Origin of the sequence: Nocardioides pelophilus (assembly GCF_014180685.1) — a bacterium.
GTDB classification, from domain to species: domain Bacteria; phylum Actinomycetota; class Actinomycetes; order Propionibacteriales; family Nocardioidaceae; genus Nocardioides; species Nocardioides pelophilus.
Genome location: NZ_JACEHF010000008.1, coordinates 1 through 18,053, shown reverse-complemented (window position 1 = coordinate 18,053; position 18,053 = coordinate 1). Strand labels below are relative to the sequence as shown.

Annotated in this window: 15 protein-coding genes; 9 read left to right on the top strand and 6 right to left on the bottom strand. The window is 72.8% G+C overall.

Features of this window, described 5'->3' with window-relative positions; genetic code table 11:
* The first annotated feature begins 120 nt into the window (after positions 1-120).
* The 4 genes from H0488_RS03410 to H0488_RS03395 all read left to right on the top strand — a co-directional run bounded on the left by H0488_RS03410 (position 121) and on the right by H0488_RS03395 (position 7,997).
* A complete protein-coding gene (locus H0488_RS03410) occupies positions 121-1,863 on the top strand; it encodes a glycoside hydrolase family 9 protein (RefSeq protein WP_183097878.1) in 1,743 nt (580 codons plus the stop codon).
* Positions 1,864-1,924: 61 nt separating this feature from the next.
* Positions 1,925-3,445 (top strand): glycerol kinase GlpK, encoded by a 1,521-nt coding sequence (gene glpK / locus H0488_RS03405; RefSeq protein WP_183097877.1) that lies wholly within the window; start codon positions 1,925-1,927, stop codon positions 3,443-3,445.
* Between the two features lie 37 nt (positions 3,446-3,482).
* Positions 3,483-5,402, top strand: coding sequence for a glycerol-3-phosphate dehydrogenase/oxidase (locus H0488_RS03400; protein ID WP_183097876.1), 1,920 nt, complete (start codon positions 3,483-3,485; stop codon positions 5,400-5,402).
* 1,839 nt (positions 5,403-7,241) lie between these two features.
* Positions 7,242-7,997: an SDR family oxidoreductase gene (locus tag H0488_RS03395; RefSeq protein ID WP_183097875.1), complete on the top strand. Its 756-nt coding sequence runs from the start codon at positions 7,242-7,244 to the stop codon at positions 7,995-7,997.
* An 18-nt stretch (positions 7,998-8,015) separates the two neighbouring features.
* Here the strand turns inward: H0488_RS03395 and H0488_RS03390 are convergent, their stop codons facing one another.
* Entirely contained in the window at positions 8,016-8,795 is a 780-nt protein-coding gene (locus H0488_RS03390) for an SURF1 family cytochrome oxidase biogenesis protein (RefSeq protein ID WP_312856197.1), read from the bottom strand.
* 71 nt (positions 8,796-8,866) lie between these two features.
* On the opposite strand from H0488_RS03390, the gene moaA reads away from it, so the two are divergent.
* A complete protein-coding gene (moaA, locus tag H0488_RS03385; RefSeq protein WP_183097874.1) occupies positions 8,867-9,859 on the top strand; it encodes a GTP 3',8-cyclase MoaA in 993 nt (330 codons plus the stop codon).
* Between the two features lie 7 nt (positions 9,860-9,866).
* On the opposite strand, the gene H0488_RS24905 is transcribed toward moaA, so the two are convergent.
* Genes H0488_RS24905 through H0488_RS03370 form a run of 3 tightly spaced genes read right to left on the bottom strand, consistent with a single transcriptional unit; the run spans position 9,867 to position 13,548 of the window.
* Positions 9,867-13,031, bottom strand: coding sequence for a glycoside hydrolase domain-containing protein (locus H0488_RS24905; RefSeq protein ID WP_183097873.1), 3,165 nt, complete (start codon positions 13,029-13,031; stop codon positions 9,867-9,869).
* 20 nt (positions 13,032-13,051) lie between these two features.
* On the bottom strand, positions 13,052-13,264 hold the full coding sequence (locus H0488_RS03375) for an acetone carboxylase (protein WP_183097872.1): 213 nt from the start codon (positions 13,262-13,264) through the stop codon (positions 13,052-13,054).
* Complete coding sequence (locus H0488_RS03370) at positions 13,261-13,548, bottom strand: DUF3099 domain-containing protein (protein ID WP_183097871.1); 288 nt, start codon at positions 13,546-13,548, stop codon at positions 13,261-13,263. Before H0488_RS03370 ends, H0488_RS03375 begins: the two co-directional genes overlap by 4 nt.
* A 51-nt stretch (positions 13,549-13,599) precedes the next feature.
* Here H0488_RS03370 and H0488_RS03365 point away from each other — a divergent pair, with 51 nt between their 5' ends.
* The 3 genes from H0488_RS03365 (at position 13,600) to fabI (ending at position 15,453) form a co-directional block, all read left to right on the top strand.
* Complete coding sequence (locus H0488_RS03365) at positions 13,600-13,812, top strand: dodecin (RefSeq protein ID WP_183097870.1); 213 nt, start codon at positions 13,600-13,602, stop codon at positions 13,810-13,812.
* 95 nt (positions 13,813-13,907) lie between these two features.
* The gene (gene fabG, locus H0488_RS03360) at positions 13,908-14,642 is read left to right on the top strand and encodes a 3-oxoacyl-ACP reductase FabG (RefSeq protein WP_183097869.1); all 735 of its coding nucleotides are present in this window, start codon (positions 13,908-13,910) and stop codon (positions 14,640-14,642) included.
* 1 nt (position 14,643) lies between these two features.
* A complete protein-coding gene (fabI, locus tag H0488_RS03355) occupies positions 14,644-15,453 on the top strand; it encodes an enoyl-ACP reductase FabI (RefSeq protein ID WP_183097868.1) in 810 nt (269 codons plus the stop codon).
* Here the strand turns inward: fabI and H0488_RS03350 are convergent.
* Entirely contained in the window at positions 15,398-16,114 is a 717-nt protein-coding gene (locus H0488_RS03350) for a YwaF family protein (protein ID WP_183097867.1), read from the bottom strand. The two genes, fabI and H0488_RS03350, sit on opposite strands and share 56 nt — an antisense overlap.
* Before the next feature lie 28 nt (positions 16,115-16,142).
* Here H0488_RS03350 and H0488_RS03345 point away from each other — a divergent pair, with 28 nt between their 5' ends.
* Positions 16,143-16,673: a SixA phosphatase family protein gene (locus tag H0488_RS03345; RefSeq protein WP_183097866.1), complete on the top strand. Its 531-nt coding sequence runs from the start codon at positions 16,143-16,145 to the stop codon at positions 16,671-16,673.
* Between the two features lie 26 nt (positions 16,674-16,699).
* Here H0488_RS03345 and serB read toward each other — a convergent pair whose 3' ends face one another.
* Positions 16,700-17,911, bottom strand: coding sequence for a phosphoserine phosphatase SerB (serB, locus tag H0488_RS03340; RefSeq protein ID WP_183097865.1), 1,212 nt, complete (start codon positions 17,909-17,911; stop codon positions 16,700-16,702).
* Positions 17,912-18,053 lie beyond the last annotated feature (142 nt).

Sequence of the window (18,053 nt, the reverse complement as noted above, 5' to 3'; positions counted from 1 at the left end):
CCGTCACGAGACCATCGTGAAACCTCAAGTTCGCTTGAAGTCAAGGGAGGCTGCTCGGGTTCATGGAATCTGGTCCGATTCGGGGGACACGAGGGCGTCCGGCGCGCCACGATCGACCTTGTGGACTCATCGGTACGACGGACGGCGGTGCTGGGAGCGGTCCTGCTCGCCCTCGTGGCGTCGCTGACGGCGTGCGTCCTCCCGGCCCAGGGCCAGGCCGCGCTCCGGATCCGGGTCCCCCTGGTCGCGGAGCTCGGCGACGTCCCGCCCGCGATCATCGGGAGCCCCGTGCCGGCGATGGACGCGACCTACGAGGTGGTCGACGCCGACGGCGCCGTGGTGCTGTCGGGCACCGTCGACGACGCGACCCTCGACCCGTCGGCCCACCGGGACGCCGAGGAGGCGTGGCCGTTCTTCTACCTGGCGCCGCTGGTCGAGCTCCCCGAGGGACGGTTCCGGGTGCGGTTCAACGGGGTGCAGTCCGCCTGGTTCGAGGTGCGGAGCGGCGCCTGGCAGGAGGTGGTGCGGACGCTGCTGCCGCTCTACCGGGCGAACGCCGACGGCCGGGAGCCGGCGACGCCGTTCCACGGTCCCAGCCACCTCAATGACGCCCGGTCCCGGATCGTGAACGGACCGCAGAAGGGGGAGCGGGTCGACGTCCGCGGCGGCTGGATGGATGCGGGGGACCAGCTCAAGTTCACGGTGACCACGGCGTTCGCGACGGCGATGCTCGAGCTGGCCGGACGCAACGAGCCCGGCCTGCGCGCCGCCCTGTGGCGACGCGCGGACATCGGAGTGCGCTACCTGCTGCGGGCCCACCCGCGCCGAGGGATCTTCGTCGCCCTGGTCGGCGACGTCGAGGCCGACCACAGCGACTTCCGTGACCCGGCGAGCGACGACGAGTCCGACAATCCGCTGCTCGCCCGCCGCCCGAGCCACGTCCTGACCCGCCGTACCGGTGGCTCCGACGTGGCCGCGATGGCCGCCGCCGCGCTCGCCCTCGCGGCCCGGCACCGCACCGGCGACGCACGCGCCCGGCTGGTCCGCGCGGCCCGGGACTGGCTCGCCGAGGCCGAGGCGCTCGGCAAGGTCTGGCGGAACTGCTGCTACCAGCAGGACACCTGGCAGGACGACGCAGCCTTCGCTCACGCAGCGCTGTGGCGGGTCACCGGCCGCGAGCGTCACGCGGCGGCCGCCGTGCGGTTGCTGAGGGCCGGCACCGACGACGGCGACAGCGGCTGGCTCGTGTCCGCGGACGGCTACGAGGTGGCCGCACTGCCGGCTGCGGAGCTGTGCGGCGTCCTGGGAGCGAAGGCCGCCCCTGCTTCGTACCGCCGGCCGGCCTGCCGGATCCTCCGCGCCGGCGGCGACCACTGGGGCTGGGAGGTCGGCCATCGCACCGCCTTCGGCCGGGCCGGACCCCCGCTCTGGGGCGCGGCCCGCAACCACGAGGCAGCCGCCGTCGCGCTGGTGCTCGCCGATCGCGTCGGTCCGACGGACTACAGCCGGCCGCTGGGGCGGGCCACCGGCTGGTTCCTCGGTGTGAACCCGTGGGGCGTGCGGCTGCAGGTGGAGGGCACCACCGGCGGCGCCGCGGTCGTCGACGGCGTCACCGGCCCGTACCACTGGACCAAGGCGCTCGGCCGGCCGCTGCCGGTCGGCGCGGTGCCGGGCGGACCGGCGGACCAGGCGACCATCGACGGCCAGCGGTCCTACTGCTGCCCTCCCATCGAGCTGCGGGCCCACGACACGCCCCAGCAGGTCTACCACCGCGGTGACACCCAGGACTACGTGATGAACGAGATCGGGCTCGCCTACAACGCACCCGCCCTGCTCCACTTCGCGTTGCTGTCACCGCAGTGAGTTCCGAGGCTCGCTGCGGTCGCACCTCACCCGCCGGCGCCAGTCGTGGCAGGCTGCTCGCATGAGCTTCGTGGGGGCCATCGACCAGGGCACGACCAGCACCCGGTTCATGGTGTTCGACCATGAGGGAGCCGAGGTGGTGCGCCACCAGCTCGAGCACGACCAGGTGCTGCCGCGGGCGGGCTGGGTCGAGCACAACCCGGTCGAGATCTGGGAGCGGACGTCGGCGGTCGTGCAGTCCGCGCTCGGCAAGGCCGGGCTCCACCACACCGACCTGGCGGCCGTCGGCATCACCAACCAGCGCGAGACCACCTTCGTCTGGGACCGGCGGACCGGCCGCCCGCTGCACAACGCGATCGTGTGGCAGGACACCCGCACCGACGCGATCGCGGCGGCGCTGGACCGCGACGGGCGCGGCGACGTGATCCGCCACCGCGCCGGGCTGCCGCCGGCGACGTACTTCTCGGGCGGCAAGCTGCAGTGGATCCTCGACCACGTCGACGGCGCACGCGAGGCCGCCGAGCGAGGCGACGCCCTGTTCGGTACGGCGGACACCTGGCTGCTGTGGCACCTGACCGGCGGCCCGGACGGCGGGGTGCACGTCACCGACGTGACCAACGCCAGCCGCACCATGCTCATGGACCTGGAGACCCTCGACTGGGACGACGAGCTGCTCGGCTTCTTCGGAGTCCCGCGGGCGATGCTGCCGCAGATCAGGGAGTCCTCGGCGTCGGCGGCGGGCGGCCCGTTCGGGGTGACCCGGACGACCGGGCCGTTCGGGGGAGAGGTGCCGCTGACCGGGATCCTCGGCGACCAGCAGGCCGCGACCGTCGGCCAGGTGTGCTTCGCCCCCGGCGAGGCCAAGAACACCTACGGCACCGGCAACTTCATGCTCCTCAACACCGGCACCGAGATCGTCCGGTCCAAGGCCGGCCTGCTCACCACGCCTGCCTACCGCTTCGGCGACGACCCGTGCGTCTACGCGTTGGAGGGCTCGATCGCGGTCACCGGCTCCGCGGTCCAGTGGCTGCGCGACCAGCTCGGCATCATCAGCGGCGCGGCGGAGTCGGAGTCGCTGGCCCGGCAGGTCGACGACAACGGCGGCGTCTACTTCGTGCCCGCCTTCTCCGGGCTCTTCGCCCCCTACTGGCGATCGGACGCGCGGGGCGCCATCGTCGGGCTCTCGCGCTTCAACACCAATGCCCACCTGGCCCGGGCCACCCTCGAGGCGATCTGCTACCAGTCCCGCGACGTCGTCGAGGCGATGACCGCCGACTCCGGCGTCCGGCTCGAGGTGCTCAAGGTCGACGGGGGAGTGACGGCCAACAGCCTCTGCATGCAGATCCAGGCCGACGTCCTGGGGGTGCCCGTCAGTCGGCCGGTCGTCCCGGAGACGACGGCACTGGGCGCGGCGTACGCCGCCGGACTGTCGGTGGGCTTCTGGGCCGGCACCGACGAGCTGCGGCAGAATTGGCGCGAGGACACCCGCTGGGAGCCGCAATGGGGCGAGGACCGGCGGGCCGAGGGCTACGCGCGGTGGCAGAAGGCCGTGCAGCGCACCCTCGACTGGGTCGACGTCTGATGGGTCGACGTCCGATGCCGCGACGACAGGGAGACCGATGACGCCCGCAGCACTCTCGCCCCGCGCCCGCTCCGCCGCGCTCAAGCGGCTCTCGACGCAGCACTTCGACGTGCTCGTGATCGGCGGTGGGGTGGTCGGCTCCGGCGCCGCCCTCGACGCGGCCACCCGTGGCCTCAAGGTCGGGCTCGTGGAGGCGCGCGACTTCGCCTCCGGCACGTCGAGCCGCAGCTCGAAGCTGATCCACGGCGGCCTGCGCTACCTCGAGATGCTCGACTTCCGGCTCGTGGCCGAGGCGCTCAAGGAGCGCGGCCTGCTCATGCAGCGGCTGGCGCCGCACCTGGTCCGGCCGGTGCCGTTCCTCTACCCGCTGACCGGGCGCGGCTGGGAGCGGTGGTACGCCGGTGCCGGCGTCGCGCTGTACGACGCGCTGGCCAAGGCCAGTGGGTACGGCGACGGCACGCCCGTCCACCGCCACCTGACCCGCCACGGCGCGCGCAAGGCGTTCCCCTCGCTGCGCAAGGACGCGCTGGTCGGCGCGATCCGCTACTACGACGCCCAGGTCGACGACGCCCGGCACACCATGTTCCTGGCCCGCACGGCGGCGACGTACGGCGCGGCCGTGGCGAGCCGGGTCCGCGTCATCGGCCTGATCAAGGAGAGCGAGCGGGTCGTCGGCGCGGAGGTGATCGATCTCGAGACCGGCCACCGGTTCGAGATCCGCGCATCGCAGGTGATCAACGCCACCGGGGTGTGGACCGACGAGACGCAGGCGATGGCCCGCGAGCGCGGGCAGTTCAAGGTGCGCGCGAGCAAGGGCGTCCACGTGGTGGTGCCGCGCGACCGGATCCGCGGCGAGACCGGGTTGATCCTGCGCACCGAGAAGTCGGTGCTCTTCGTGATCCCCTGGAAGCGGCACTGGATCATCGGGACGACCGACACCGACTGGGAGCTCTCGAAGGACCACCCGGCGGCGAGCTCGATCGACATCGACTACCTCCTCGACCGCGTCAACGCCGTGATCGAGGTGCCGCTGACCCGTGACGACGTCGAGGGGGTCTACGCCGGCCTCCGGCCGCTGCTCGCCGGGGAGGACGCGGCGACCTCGAAGCTGTCGCGCGAGCACGCGGTCGCGCACTCGGTGCCCGGCCTGGTGGTGGTCGCCGGCGGCAAGTACACGACCTACCGGGTGATGGCCGCCGACGCCGTCGACGAGGCGGTGCGCGGCCTGGAGACGACGGTGGGCAAGACGGTCGGGCCGTGCGTGACCGAGAACATCCCGCTGGTGGGTGCCGACGGCTACCACGCGCTGTGGAACCAGCGGCGCACCCTCGCCACCCAGTCCGGCCTGGCGATCAACCGGATCGAGCACCTCCTCGAGCGCTACGGCTCGCTCGTGCTCGAGGTGCTCGACCTGATCGCCGCCGAGCCCGACCTGGCGCAGCCGCTGCCCGGTGCCGAGGACTACCTCCAGGCCGAGGCCGTCTACGCCGTGACCCACGAGGGCGCCCGCCACCTCGACGACGTGCTCACCCGGCGGCTCCGGGTCTCCATCGAGACCTTCGACCGTGGCGTCGCGGCGGCCCCGTGCGTCGCCGACCTGGCCCGCGGCTACCTCGGCTGGGACGCCCAGCAGCACGCGCGCGAGCTCGAGCACTACCTCAAGCGGGTCGAGGCGGAGCGCGAGAGCCAGCGGCAGCCCGACGATCACACCGCCGACGCCGCCCGCAAGGGCGCGCCCGATGTGGTGCCGGTCTCGCACGTCGCCGACTCGATCGGCGACGTCGTCAGCTGGCCCGGCGTCACCCGGCGGTGTGCAGGTCGTCGGCCAGCGTCGTCGTGCGGCCCAGGGTCACCGCGACGTCGTCGGCGTCCCGCAGCCGCGCCGTCGTGCCGCTGGCGGAGTCGCTGTCGTGGAACAGGGCGGCCGGCGATCCGCTGCAGGCACGGACGACCATGACGACGTACGACGCGGTGCTCAGCCCGCCGATGGCGAAGCTCCCGTCCGCACCGGTGACGGCGGTCCGGATCGCGAGGGAGCCGTCGCGACCGCGGGCCTGGATGACGCAGCCGGCGACCGGGTCGTCTGCCGGGTCCAGCAGCCGGCCGGTAATGACGCCGCCCTGGTCGAGCGTCGCGCCGATCCCGCCGACGACCGCGCCGTCGACCGTGATCGGGGCAGCGCCGGAGGGCCCGACCCCGTCGGGGCGGTTCTGCCACCACTCGGCGGCCAGTGCCGTCCGGGCGGTCGCGCGGTGGAAGCCCAGCCGGTAGTCGCCGGCCGGTAGGTCGCCGAACCGGAAGAACCCGTCGGCGTCGGTCGTCCTGCTCAGGGCCAGTCGGCCGGACGGGGCGTAGAGGTCGACCCGCACGCGCGACGGCGCACCGGGGACGCGGCCCCGGATCCCGCCGGCCCGGCCGGTCGCGATGTCGACGCCGGTCGTCGTCGCGCCGGCGACCACGTCGAAGGGGATGCCGCCCTGCGGCGTCGGGCTGTCGCCGGTGCACGTGTGGGGGAACGCGGGGACGAACTCGGGGTCGACGTGCTCGACGCACACGACGTAGGTCCCCGTCGGCAGCGATCCGATCTCGTAGGTCCAGGCGTTGTCGATGCCGGTCGGGACGGCCTCGCCGGTCGCCACGGCCTCGAAGCCACCGTCGACCGAGCGCCACGCGGTGACGCCCGGGTAGCCCTCGGCGCCGAGGTAGACGTCCGGCAGGGTGCCGCTGACGTAGCCGGCCGGCCCCGGCGTCAGATCGATGCCGGCGCGGGACTGGGTGGCTCCCAGCGCGATGTCCGTGGCCGCGCCGGGCTCCGCACCCCCGCGCCAGCAGGTCGTGACCACGTCGTAGCCGTGGGCGCAGACCCGGTAGGTGTCGGCGTCGAGGCCGGTGATCCGGTAGCCGCCGTCCGGGGCGACCGCGCCGTAGGTGGCCGGCTCCCACCGCTCGTTGCGGTAGCGGTAGGCGGTGACGCCGAGGTACGACGTCGCCCCCGCCGGCCGGGTGACCCTGCCGGTGATGTTGGCCCGGCGGGGGAGCCAGAACGACAGGACCCGGCTCCCACCCGGAGGCAGCGTCACCTCGGTCGCCGCTGCGACGTCGGGGGCGTCCTTCCAGCACTCGGGGACGAACTCACGGGGGACGTCGGCCAGGCAGAAGCGGTAGCTCCCGGGATCGAGGTCGGTGAGGACGTAGGAGCCGTCGGCGAGGCTCTGTGCCCCCGACTCCATCTGCCAGGTCCCGTTCGGTGCGCGGCGGTAGGGCGCGACGTACGCCGAGATGCCGACGCCGCCGGGACCGACGATCCGCCCGCGGAGCGTGGACTCCGGGGGGAGCCGGGGCGTGATCCTCGTCGTACCGCTCTCGGCGATCACGATGTCCGTCGCCGCGAAGACGTCGAAGCCGCCGTCCCAGCAGGTGCGGCCGACGGTCTCCGAGCTCTCGAAGGTGAGAGCCCGGAAGCAGGCCCGGTAGGTGCCGGCCGGGAGCGCGATCGAGAAGTCCCCGACCGGGAGCCCGCTCTCCCAGGACGCGATCGTGCGCGGCGGGATGGCGGGCTTCCAGGCATCGGGCCCGTCGGCTTCGAAGACCGAGACCTCGAAGAACTCGAACCGACTGCCGTCGGGTCCGGTCAGGGTCCCGTCGAGGGTGCCGCCGGCGGCCTGGGCCGGGGCGGCGACGAGCAGCGACGCGAGGAGTGCCAGCACGAGAGCGACGCCCGAGGCCGGCGCCCGCGTGACTCGGGGGCGCCGGGTCGTCTCGAGCATTGCGACAGGCTACGTCGTAACCTCGCGCCATGGATCTCGATCTGCACGACCGCGTCTACCTCGTCACGGGTGGGTCCCGCGGTCTCGGCCGTGCCACCGCCGAGTCCCTGGTGGCCGACGGCGCCCGGGTGGTGGTGTCGAGCAGGTCGCAGGAGTCCGTGGACGCCGCCGTCGCCGCCCTCGGTGACCGGGCGGCCGGGGTGGTGGCGGACAACGCGGACGCGGACACCGCGGCCCGGCTGCTGGCCGCCGGGCGCGATCGGTGGGGTCGGGTGGACGGCGCCCTGGTCAGCGTCGGCGGTCCGCCGCCCGGTCCGGTCAGCGCGATCGACGACGAGCAGTGGGAGGGCGCGTTCGCCTCGGTGTTCCTCGGTTCCGTCCGGTTGCTCCGCGAGATCGGCGCGGCGCTCGACAGCGGCGGCGCGCTGGCAGTCGTGCTGTCGACCAGTGTCCGCCAGCCGGTCCCGAACCTGGCCGTGTCGAACGGCTTCCGCCCCGGTCTGGCGATGGTCGCCAAGGACCTCGCCGACGAGCTGGGACCCCGCGGCGTCCGGGTCAACGGCCTGCTGCCGGGGCGGGTCGGCACCGAGCGGGTCGCCGAGCTCGACGCGGCCACCGGCGACGCCGTGGCGGCCCACGACCGGTGGGTCCAGCAGATCCCGCTGCGCCGGTACGGCGATCCCGCCGAGTTCGGCCGGGTCGCGGCGTTCCTGCTGTCCCCGGCCGCGTCGTTCGTGACGGGCGCGATGGTCGCGGTGGACGGCGGGATGACCCGCGCACTCTGACCTCGGAGGTGGGGTGCGTCAGTGGCCGGCCCGGGGCGACCGGACCCGGGAGCCGCGCGGACCGTGCTTGCGCTCGTCCCACGCCAGGTAGCCGAACCCTCCGAGCGCGAGAACCCCGAAGAACCACCACTGCAGACCGTAGAAGAAGTGCGGCCCCTCGCCGGTGTCCGGTTCCTCGGGCGGGTCGAGCGACTCCGCCGGTGCCGGGTCCTCGGACAAGAGCTCCACGAACCCGCCGTACACCTCGAGGTCGAGGGCCTCGCCCACGGCCGTGCTGGAGATCGCGCGCATGCCCCCGTCGGAGACCTCGGTGCTGTCGCCCTCGCCGTCGACGCGCACCCAGCCGGTGATCGTCACCTCGCCGGCCGGCGGCTCCGGTGCCGCGTCGCGGGCCTCGTCGGTCGGGCCGTCGAACGCCAGCCAGCCCCGGTCGACGACGAGCGCCGTGCCGTCCGCGAGCACGAGGGGTACGACGACCTGGACTCCTGGCGCGCTGTCGCGGGTGCGGTAGCGGACGATGAGCGTGTCGTCGACGGCGTACGTGCCGGTCGCCTCGACGACGGTGTACTCCTCGCCGTCGGCGACCGGTGTGCCCGGGGCCAGCACGTCGGTCACGGGCACGGGGTCCTCGTGGGCGTTGGCCTCGATCACCGCGTTGCGCTCGCGCTTGTCGTCGAGCCGGCCGAACTGCCACTCACCGAGCCACCAGGTGCCGATCCCGAGGACGATCACGGCGAGGAAGAAGGAGAGCCACCGGCGGCTGATCAGGAATCGCCACGACGCCAGCCACTCACGCACGGGGACCACCGTAGTGCGGGGCGGACGCGGACCGACCGGGGGCTGTCGCACCACCGGCCTATCCTGTGGGGATGCAGCCCCTTGTCGACCGGTACGGCCGGGTCGCGACCGACCTCCGGGTCTCGCTGACCGATCGCTGCAACCTGCGCTGCACCTACTGCATGCCGGCCGAGGGCCTCGACTGGATGCCGGGCGACGACCAGCTCACCGACGACGAGGTGGTCCGGCTGATCGGGGTCGCGGTCCAGCGGCTCGGCGTGCGCGAGATCCGGTTCACCGGCGGCGAGCCGCTGGTCCGGCGCGGGCTGGTCGACATCGTGCGCCGCACCCGTGCGCTCGACCCCGAGGTCGAGATGTCGATCACCACCAACGGGATCGGTCTGGCCCGCACGGCGGGCGCCCTGGCCGAGGCCGGGCTCGACCGCGTCAACGTCAGCCTCGACACCGTGCGTCCCGAGACGTTCCGGGAGATCACCCTGCGCGACCGGTTCGACGACGTCGTCGAGGGCCTCGCCGCCGCCGAGGCCGCGGGCCTCGGGCCGGTGAAGGTCAACGCCGTGCTGCTCCGCGGCGTCAATGACGACCAGGCTCCCGAGCTGCTGCAGTGGTGCCTCGAGCGTGGCTACCAGCTGCGGTTCATCGAGCAGATGCCGCTCGACGCCCAGCACGGCTGGTCGCGCGAGGGCATGGTGACCGCCGACGAGATCTTCGGGCGCCTCGACCAGGTGTTCACGCTCACGCCGGCGTCCGAGCCCCGGGGGAGTGCCCCCGCCGAGCTGTTCCTCGTCGACGGCGGCCCGGCCACGGTCGGCGTGATCGCCTCGGTCACGCGACCGTTCTGCGGTGATTGCGACCGGGTCCGACTCACCGCCGACGGCCAGGTCCGCAACTGCCTGTTCGCGCGCACGGAGTCCGATCTCCGGGCTGCGCTGCGCGCCGGCGCCTCCGACGAGGCGCTCGCCGACCGGTGGCTGGTCGCCATGGCCGGCAAGGCGGCCGGTCACGGGATCGACGACCCCACGTTCCTCCAGCCGGACCGCCCGATGTCGGCGATCGGCGGCTGAGACCCCGCTACGGAATGCCGGACTTCGACTCGCAGGTCACGCCGGCCGTGTCCGTGCCGGCGCCGCCCACGCACGAGTCGGTCCCGGCGCCGCCGTTCAGGACGTCGTTGCCGTCCCAGCCGACCAGGGTGTCGTTGCCGGAACCACCGGTGAGCCGGTTCGCCCCGGCGTTGCCTGCCAGGCGGTCGGCGCCGGACCCGCCGATCAGGCGCTCGACCGCGCGCAGCGTGTCGGACCCCGTCCCGGCCCCTGTGTTCTGAGCGGCCGTCGTGCCGAGGGTGACGGAGACCGGTGTGGTCGACCCGGAATAGCTCGCCGTGTCGAAGCCGGTCCCCCCGATGATCAGGTCCGCTCCCGCGCCGCCCTGGATGACGTCGTCGCCACCCTGCCCGCAGATCACGTCGTCACCCGCGCCCGCGTGGACCGAGTCCGGGCCCGCCGTACCGAGGATGACGTCGGCCCGTGCCGTCGGCCTCTGCCCGGCGCCGAGGTCGACGGTCACCGTCCGCCCGGCACACTTGGCCGGGGCGCCCGGCGGTGCGCCCCAGTCCGGGTCCTGCTTGAGGCCGCCCGCGGTGGTGATCCTCGTCGGCGACGACCCGTCGACGCCGGCTCGCCAGAGCTGCGAACCGCCGGCGTCGGACACGTAGACGAGCTGGGCTCCGGTGGGCGAGAACGCGCTCTGGTAGGCGTTGCCTGCGACCTGTACGACCGGACTGCCGTTGCCCGGTCCGGCGACGCTCTCGCGCACCCACACCGTGTAGTCCGCGGAGTAGGCGTTGTTGGTCTTGCTGTAGGTGATCCAGTCCCCGTCGGGGCTCACGTCGACGGCCTCGTCGACCTCCCCGTAGGTGATCTCCTGGTCGAGTCCTCCCACGGTCTTCGCGTAGACGTGCTGACCGCCGAAGATCGCGTGGCTGTAGTAGACCCGGCCGTCGGGATGGATGGACGGGTCGTAGCCCGCGACGATCGACGCAGGGGCGCCGCCCGCAGCGGGAATCCGCATGATCTGGCGGGCACCGCCGATCGTGCGGACGTAGTAGATCCAGGCACCGTTCGCGGACCAGGCGGGCTTGCTCGCCGAGGTCCCGGCCGGGCTGCTGGTGAGCTGCACCGCGCCGGTGCCGTCGGCGTTCATCACCCAGATGTCCGCCCCTGTCGCCTGGGTGCCCCGCGAGAACGCGATCTTCGTGCTGTCGGGGGACCACACCGGGAACCCGTCGGGCACCGTGTTGGTGGTCAGCTTCTGGTCGCCGGTGCCGTTGGGCGCGATCGTGTGGATCTCGCTGTCGCCGTCGACCGTGGTGCTGTAGGCGATCCGGCCGGACGCCGGCGGAGGAGTGACGGGGTTGGCCTGGCGAACCAGGTCGACCAGCTGCTGGCGGGCTGCGAGGAGGGAGCCGGCGCCGTGGCCGTCCTTGGCCCAGGTGGCGTCGTACATCCGGTGGTAGAGGCCGTCGACGATCGCGTCGACCTGGGCGCCGTACCCCCGCTGACGCAGGAAGCTGATGTACTCCCAGTCCTCGCGACCGTCGCGGATCCGCTTGAGCCGGATCGACTCGACGGGGATGTCGTGGACGCCGCCGATCTCAGCGGTGGTCCCGGGGTAGAACAGGGTTCCGTCGCCGTTCATCCCGTCCCAGTACGACCCTCCCGGCTGCCACGCGGTGGCCAGCCTCTGCGTCGCCGCCCAGTGCAGCTCACCGGTCGCGTCGAACCGGTCGATGAACCACGGCATGGACCGGGCCTGGTTGGCAGGGGCGTCGATCGCGTAACCCGGCGAGCCGGTGTAGCTGGCGGGGGCGTAGAGGTCGTCGTTCTCGTCACCGCAGGCCCCGGCGTTGCAGGCGGTCACCAGCCACATCCGGTGGGCCGGGTCGGCGGCCAGGAAGGCGTCGTACTGACCGCGGGTGCCGGTCAGGTTGTCACGGTCGTTGTTCGGCACGACCTGGTCGAAGTACGGCGCGATCACGTCCATCCGCATCGCCGGCGCGCCGGCCGTGGCCGGTCGCGTGCCCGTGGCGGTGCCGCCGGCGGCCGCCCAGTGCGCCCACGAGCCGGAGACGACGACCCGGCGGTTCCAGCCGTTCTCGGCCAGCGCGAGCCCGGTGGCGCAGCTGTCCCACTTCACGTCGGTGTTGGCCTCGTCGCAGCCGTACCAGAGGAAGTCGCCTGCCCACACGTCGCCGGTGGCGCGGGTCTCCCAGCCGTTGGCGCAGGCGGTGCCGCAGTGGTCGCCGGAGCGGTAGGCGTACTGCGAGATCGCGGTCTGGCGGGCACCGGTCAGGTGGAAGCCGGCCGTGGCGGGGAACGGGTCGCCGCCCTCGAGGAGCGGACCCTCGAACGCCGCGTCCCAGTCCGCCTCGGAGTACGTCGTGGGCGGCGTCGAGTAGCTGAGCCCGAACCCGTTGGCGAGGCTGATCCGGTTCTCGATCGCCACGCGGGCGTAGAGCGAGTTCAGGGTGCGCAGCTTCGCCGGGTCACCGGCACAGGCGTGGGCCACGCACACGTGGTTGTTGCCGCCGTCGGCCGACGTCATGAACTGACCCGGCAGCGTCGAGGTCGCCGGCATCGTCCAGTTGAGGACCTCCAGCTGCACCGGCACGGTCGTGGCGCCTCCCGTGCTGGTGACGGTGATGCTGCCCGTGTGGGCACCGACGGGCGCGGACGGCGGCACGAAGATGTCGACCCAGATCGCCCCGTACTGGCCGTTGGCCACGCTCATGGGGAACGCGTTGCGATCCTCTCCGTAGACGAGGTCCCGCTCGGGCACCAGCGCGTCGAACCAGAGACCGGTCGGCGCCCAGTCGTTGGCGGGTCCGCGGGACTCGGCGTCGGTGGGTTGGACCTTGTTCTGGCCCGGCCCCTCGTCCACGACCGAGTAGCCGCGCTCGGCGTAGACCTCGGCCTCACCCCAGGCGCCCAGGTCGGCGGTGACTCCGGTGATCATGGCCGGTCCGGTGACGACGAGCTGGACGGACTCGTACTCACCGCGCGCCGCGACCAGGTCCGCAGAGGCGGTGAGGCCGGTGGGCGCGATGGTGGGCCGGATGACAGTGACGGAGTCGGCGACCGCGACGGTCGGGCCGACAGCGGCGGCCGGCGTCGCCGGCACGAAGATCCCGGCGACCACGGCAGCGAGGAAGGCTAGGGCGGCGATCGGGCGGGTCACCGCGCCGACGGTAACTGCGATCAGGGCGCGCCGTGGGGGATTGTCTCGATCAGGAACCCGCGGGCCCCGAGGAACGTCTCGAGCGACCCCTTGTGGTCGTCGCACGCGAGCCAGACCTTGCGGCGGTCAGGGGTGTGGATCCGCGGGTTGTTCCACAGCACCTGCCAGGCCGCGTCGGCGCGGCAGCCCTTGGCCGAGCAGAAGTCGGGCTCGCTCTCGGGAGCCTGGTTCACTTCTGGCCCAGCTGCCGGTCGCTGCGGCCGCCGCCGGTGAGCGGCAGCTCGTCGGACCGGGTGTTGGCCGCGTTGGCGGTGACGACCGCGACGTAGGGGAGGACCACGGCAGCCAGGATCAGGAACGGCCACAGCCAGTTGATCCCCGCCATCCCGGCGATCGCGGCGCCGATGAAGCACAGCGTGCGGATCGACATCGAGATGATGTAGCGACGCTGCCGCCGGGCCAGGTCGGCCTGCGGGTTGGACCCAGCCGTGGTGATCCGGATCGGGGCGTCGGACATGCCTGCAGCCTACGCCGCGCCCGGGCGGACGAGCGGGGCTAGGGTGATCTCATGAGCAACCGCACCTACCGGGTCACCGAGATCGTCGGCACGTCGCCGGACGGCGTCGACCAGGCCGTCCGCAACGGCATCGAGCGCGCCAGCAAGACGCTGCGCCACCTCGACTGGTTCGAGGTGATCGGAACCCGGGGTCAGATCAAGGACGGCCAGGTCGAGCACTTCCAGGTCACCATGAAGGTCGGCTTCCGCCTCGAGGACGACTGAGCCACCTCTTTTGTGGGGTTCCCACAAAAGATCGTCGGTAAGTTGCACGGTGCTGGAGGCGAGGGCTGTCGTCCGCGACGGCTAGCGTCGAGAGCGTGAACTCAGCGCAAGCCCCCGAAGCCCCCGAGCCTCGCTCGGTCCTCGTCACCGGCGGCAACCGCGGCATCGGCCGCGCGATCGCCGAGGCGTTCCTCGCGCAGGGCGACCGCGTCGCCGTGACCACCCGCAGCGGCGGCGCGCCCGAGGGTGCGCTCGAGATCAAGGCCGACATCACCGACCCCGCCGACGTCGAGGCCGCGTTCGCCGCAGCCGAGGAGGCGCACGGCCCGGTCGAGGTCCTCGTCGCGAACGCCGGGATCACCGCCGACACCCTGCTGCTGCGGATGTCGGAGGAGGACTGGTCGTCGGTCATCGACACCAACCTGACCGGTTCGTTCCGGCTCGCGAAGCGGGCGTCCAAGAGCATGCTGCGGCTCAAGCGCGGCCGGATCATCTTCATCTCCAGCGTGGTCGGCATGCTCGGTTCGCCGGGCCAGGTCAACTACGCGGCGTCCAAGGCCGGCCTGGTCGGGATGGCGCGGTCGATCGCCCGCGAGCTGGGCTCCCGCTCGATCACCGCCAACGTCGTCGCCCCCGGCTATGTCGAGACCGACATGACCGCCGTGCTGAGCGACGACCAGAAGGACGCCATCCGGGGACAGATCCCCCTGGGCCGTTACGCACGGCCCGAGGAGGTCGCCGCGGCGGTGACGTGGTTGGCCGACCCCGCGTCGGCGTACGTCACCGGCGCGGTGATCCCCGTCGACGGCGGACTCGGAATGGGGCACTGACATGACAGAGCAGCAGACGCCCGAGACGCGGGGCGGCATCCTCGCGGGCAAGAACATCCTGGTCACCGGGGTCACGCACAACACCTCGATCGGGTTCGCGGTGGCCAGGTTCGCCCAGGAGCAGGGCGCGACGGTGCTGATCTCCAACTTCGGCCGCGCGCTGGGGATCACCCAGCGGATCGCGAAGCGGCTGCCCGAGACGCCTCCGGTGCTCGAGCTCGACGTCACCGACCCTGACCATCTCGCGGCGCTGCCGGCGATGGTGCGCGAGCACCTCGGAGCCGACGCGACCCTCGACGGCGTGGTCCACTCGATCGCCTACGGCAACCCCGAGACGCTGCTCGGCGGCAACTTCCTCGACGGGCCGTGGGAGGACGTCGCGCAGGCGGTCCAGGTCTCGGCGTACTCGCTGAAGTCCCTCGCCGTGGCCTGCCGCCCGTTGATGCCGGCCGGCGGCTCGATCGTCGGCCTCACCTTCGATGCGACGGTGGCGTGGCCGGCCTACGACTGGATGGGCGTCGCGAAGGCCGGGCTCGAGTCGTGCTCGCGCTACCTCGCCCGCGACCTCGGCCCCCACGGGATCCGGGTCAACCTGGTCTCCGCGGGCCCGCTGCGGACGCTGGCCGCCAAGGCGATCCCCGGCTTCGGTGACCTCGAGGACATGTGGAAGACGCGGGCGCCGCTCGGCTGGGACAACACCGACACCGAGCCCACGGCGCGCGCCGTCGGGGCCCTGCTGTCCGACCTGTTCCCGGCTACGACGGGAGAGATCGTGCACGTGGACGGCGGCTTCCACGCGATGGGTGCGTAAGCGCCTTCCGGACTCCCCACGTCATCAGGGCCCAGCCGGCGACGACGACGGCGATCTCCTGCACGACGTACCACGGCCACGGGCCGAAGAGGTCGAGGATCGACGAGCCGCCGGGCTTGCGGACCAGGTAGCCGTAGTTGGTGTCGGCCGCGACGTTGAAGGCGTACGTCGCCACCGCCCACCCGAGCGTGGTCGCGACCGTCGCTCCGTAGTCCCGCCAGCGCGGCGCCTTGCCGAGCCCGACCACGAGGTAGACGGCCGCCCACACGATCAGCAGGTGTAGCGCCCAGAACGCGAAGTAGCGCGGGTGGGGGAGATCCTCGCCGAGCGACGGCGTGATGATCCCCTGGATGGTGAGCGTCAGCCCCCAGAAGAACGTCAGCGCGACCGGGAACGGTCGGTGCGTCCACAACGCCCACGTCGCGGCGATCCAGGCGAGGTCGCACAGGTGCAGCGGCAACGTCACGTCGATGTCGAAGTTGAGCACCAGGTCGATGAGCTGGAACGGCACGGTCACCGCCGGTATCAGGAGCGCCGTGGTGCGGCTGAACCGGGTCGGGCCCTCGACCGCCCGGTGCCGACGACCCAGACGGACGGCCGCGACCAGCCCGACGACGAACACCGCCAGCGGCACCAGGTGGGTCACTCCGTACGGCGACACCACTCCATCCTCCCTCTAGCATTCACGAATGGTCAGCACCCCGCACCGGCTCGTCGTGGCCCGGCACTCCAAGGCCGAGCCGTACGGCCCGACGGACTTCGAGCGCGAGCTCGCCGCTCGCGGGCGCGCCGACGCCGCCGCCGCGGGTGAGTGGCTGGCAGGCCAGGGTGTGCGCGCCGACGCGGCCCTGGTGTCCGCGGCCGCCCGCACCGTGGAGACCTGGGAGGTGCTCTCGGAGGCCGCCGGGTGGTCGGTCGACGCCCAGCTCGACCACGCGCTGTACGGCGCCGACGAGGACGGGGTGCTCGACCTGGTCCGGCTGACCGACGAGGAGGTCGGCACCCTGGTGATCGTCGGCCACAACCCGACCGTGGGCATGCTCGCCCAGCTGCTCGACGACGGCGACGGCCCGCCCGACGCGGTCGACCGGCTGATGCGCGGCTTCCCCACCAGCGCGACCGCGGTGTTCGAGCTGCCGGCGACCTGGGCGCGGGCGGCGATGGGCCGGGCCAGGCTGACGATGTTCAACGTCGGCCGGGCCGGCGACGCGGACTCCTAGACCGGAACCACCTGGACCGGAACCACCTAGACCGGGGGAGCGGGGGTCACGATGCCGACCTCGGCGTCGGCGGCCTCGATCTCCTCGCGGCTGATGCCGAGCAGGTACATGATCGCGTCCAGGTAGGGGACGTTGACGGCGGTGTCGGCCGCCTCGCGGACCACGGGCCGTGCGTTGTAGGCGATGCCGAGCCCGGCCGCCTCCAGCATGTCGAGGTCGTTGGCGCCGTCGCCGATCGCGATCGTCGCGGCCTCCGCGACGCCCGCCTGGGCCGCGAACTCGCGCAGCGCACGCGCCTTGCCGGCGCGGTCGACGACCTCGCCGACCACGGCGCCGGTGAGCTTCCCGTCGACGATCTCGAGGGTGTTGGCCCGGGAGAAGTGGATGCCGAGGTCGGCGGCGAGCCGGTTCGTGATCTGGGAGAAGCCGCCGGAGACGATCGCGAACCGGTAGCCCAGTCGGCCCAAGGTGCGGACCAGGGTGCGGGCACCGGGATTGATGACGATCTCGTCGTAGACCGCGTCGATGACCGACGCGTCGAGGCCGGCGAGCAGCTTCACCCGCGCGCGCAGCGACTCCTCGAAGTCGAGCTCCCCGCGCATGGCCGCCTCGGTCACGGAGGCGACCTCGGCCTCGAAGCCGGCGTGCGCCGCCAGCATCTCGATCACCTCGCCCTGGATCAGGGTGGAGTCGACGTCCATCACGATCAGCCGCACCGCGTGCCGCAGCAAGGACGCCGGCTGCACGGCCACGTCGACGGCGAGGGACGCCGCCTCGCGCGCCAGCAGGCTGCGCAGCGCCATCGGGTCGGCCCCGGAGACGTCCAGCTCGAGCGCTGTCACGGGGTAGCGCGCCATCCGCTCGATCCGGTCGATGTTGCCGCCGAGGTCGGCGATCCGGCCCGCGATGGCGCCCATCGCGGACGCCTTCAGCGGCGACCCGATCACGGTGACGTGCGATCGCCCGTCGCGGCGGGACTTGTTGTCGCCGGTGCCCTTCTCGATCTCGACCGCCATCCCGAGGTCCGCGGCCACCTTCTCGACGGACTGCCGGAGCCGCTTCACGTCACGCGGGGCGGACACCAGGACGCCGAGGACCAGGCGCCGGCGCAGCAGGATCTGCTCGAGGTCGATCACGTTGACGCCGGCCTGCGCGAGCACGCCGAAGATGGCCGAGGTCACCCCGGGGCGGTCCTTGCCCGTGAGCGTGATCAGCAGCGTGTCGTCAGGTCCGGTCATGTCGCGACGAGGTTAGTCGGTCGGGTCACCGGTCCGGCCAGCCGTCCGGCGAGCAGGCGGCCGTCAGGGCGCGCCGGGCTGCGGTGCCCAGGGGCACCAGGCCGGCCCGCCGGGCCGCGAGCTCGCCGACGCTCACCGCCCC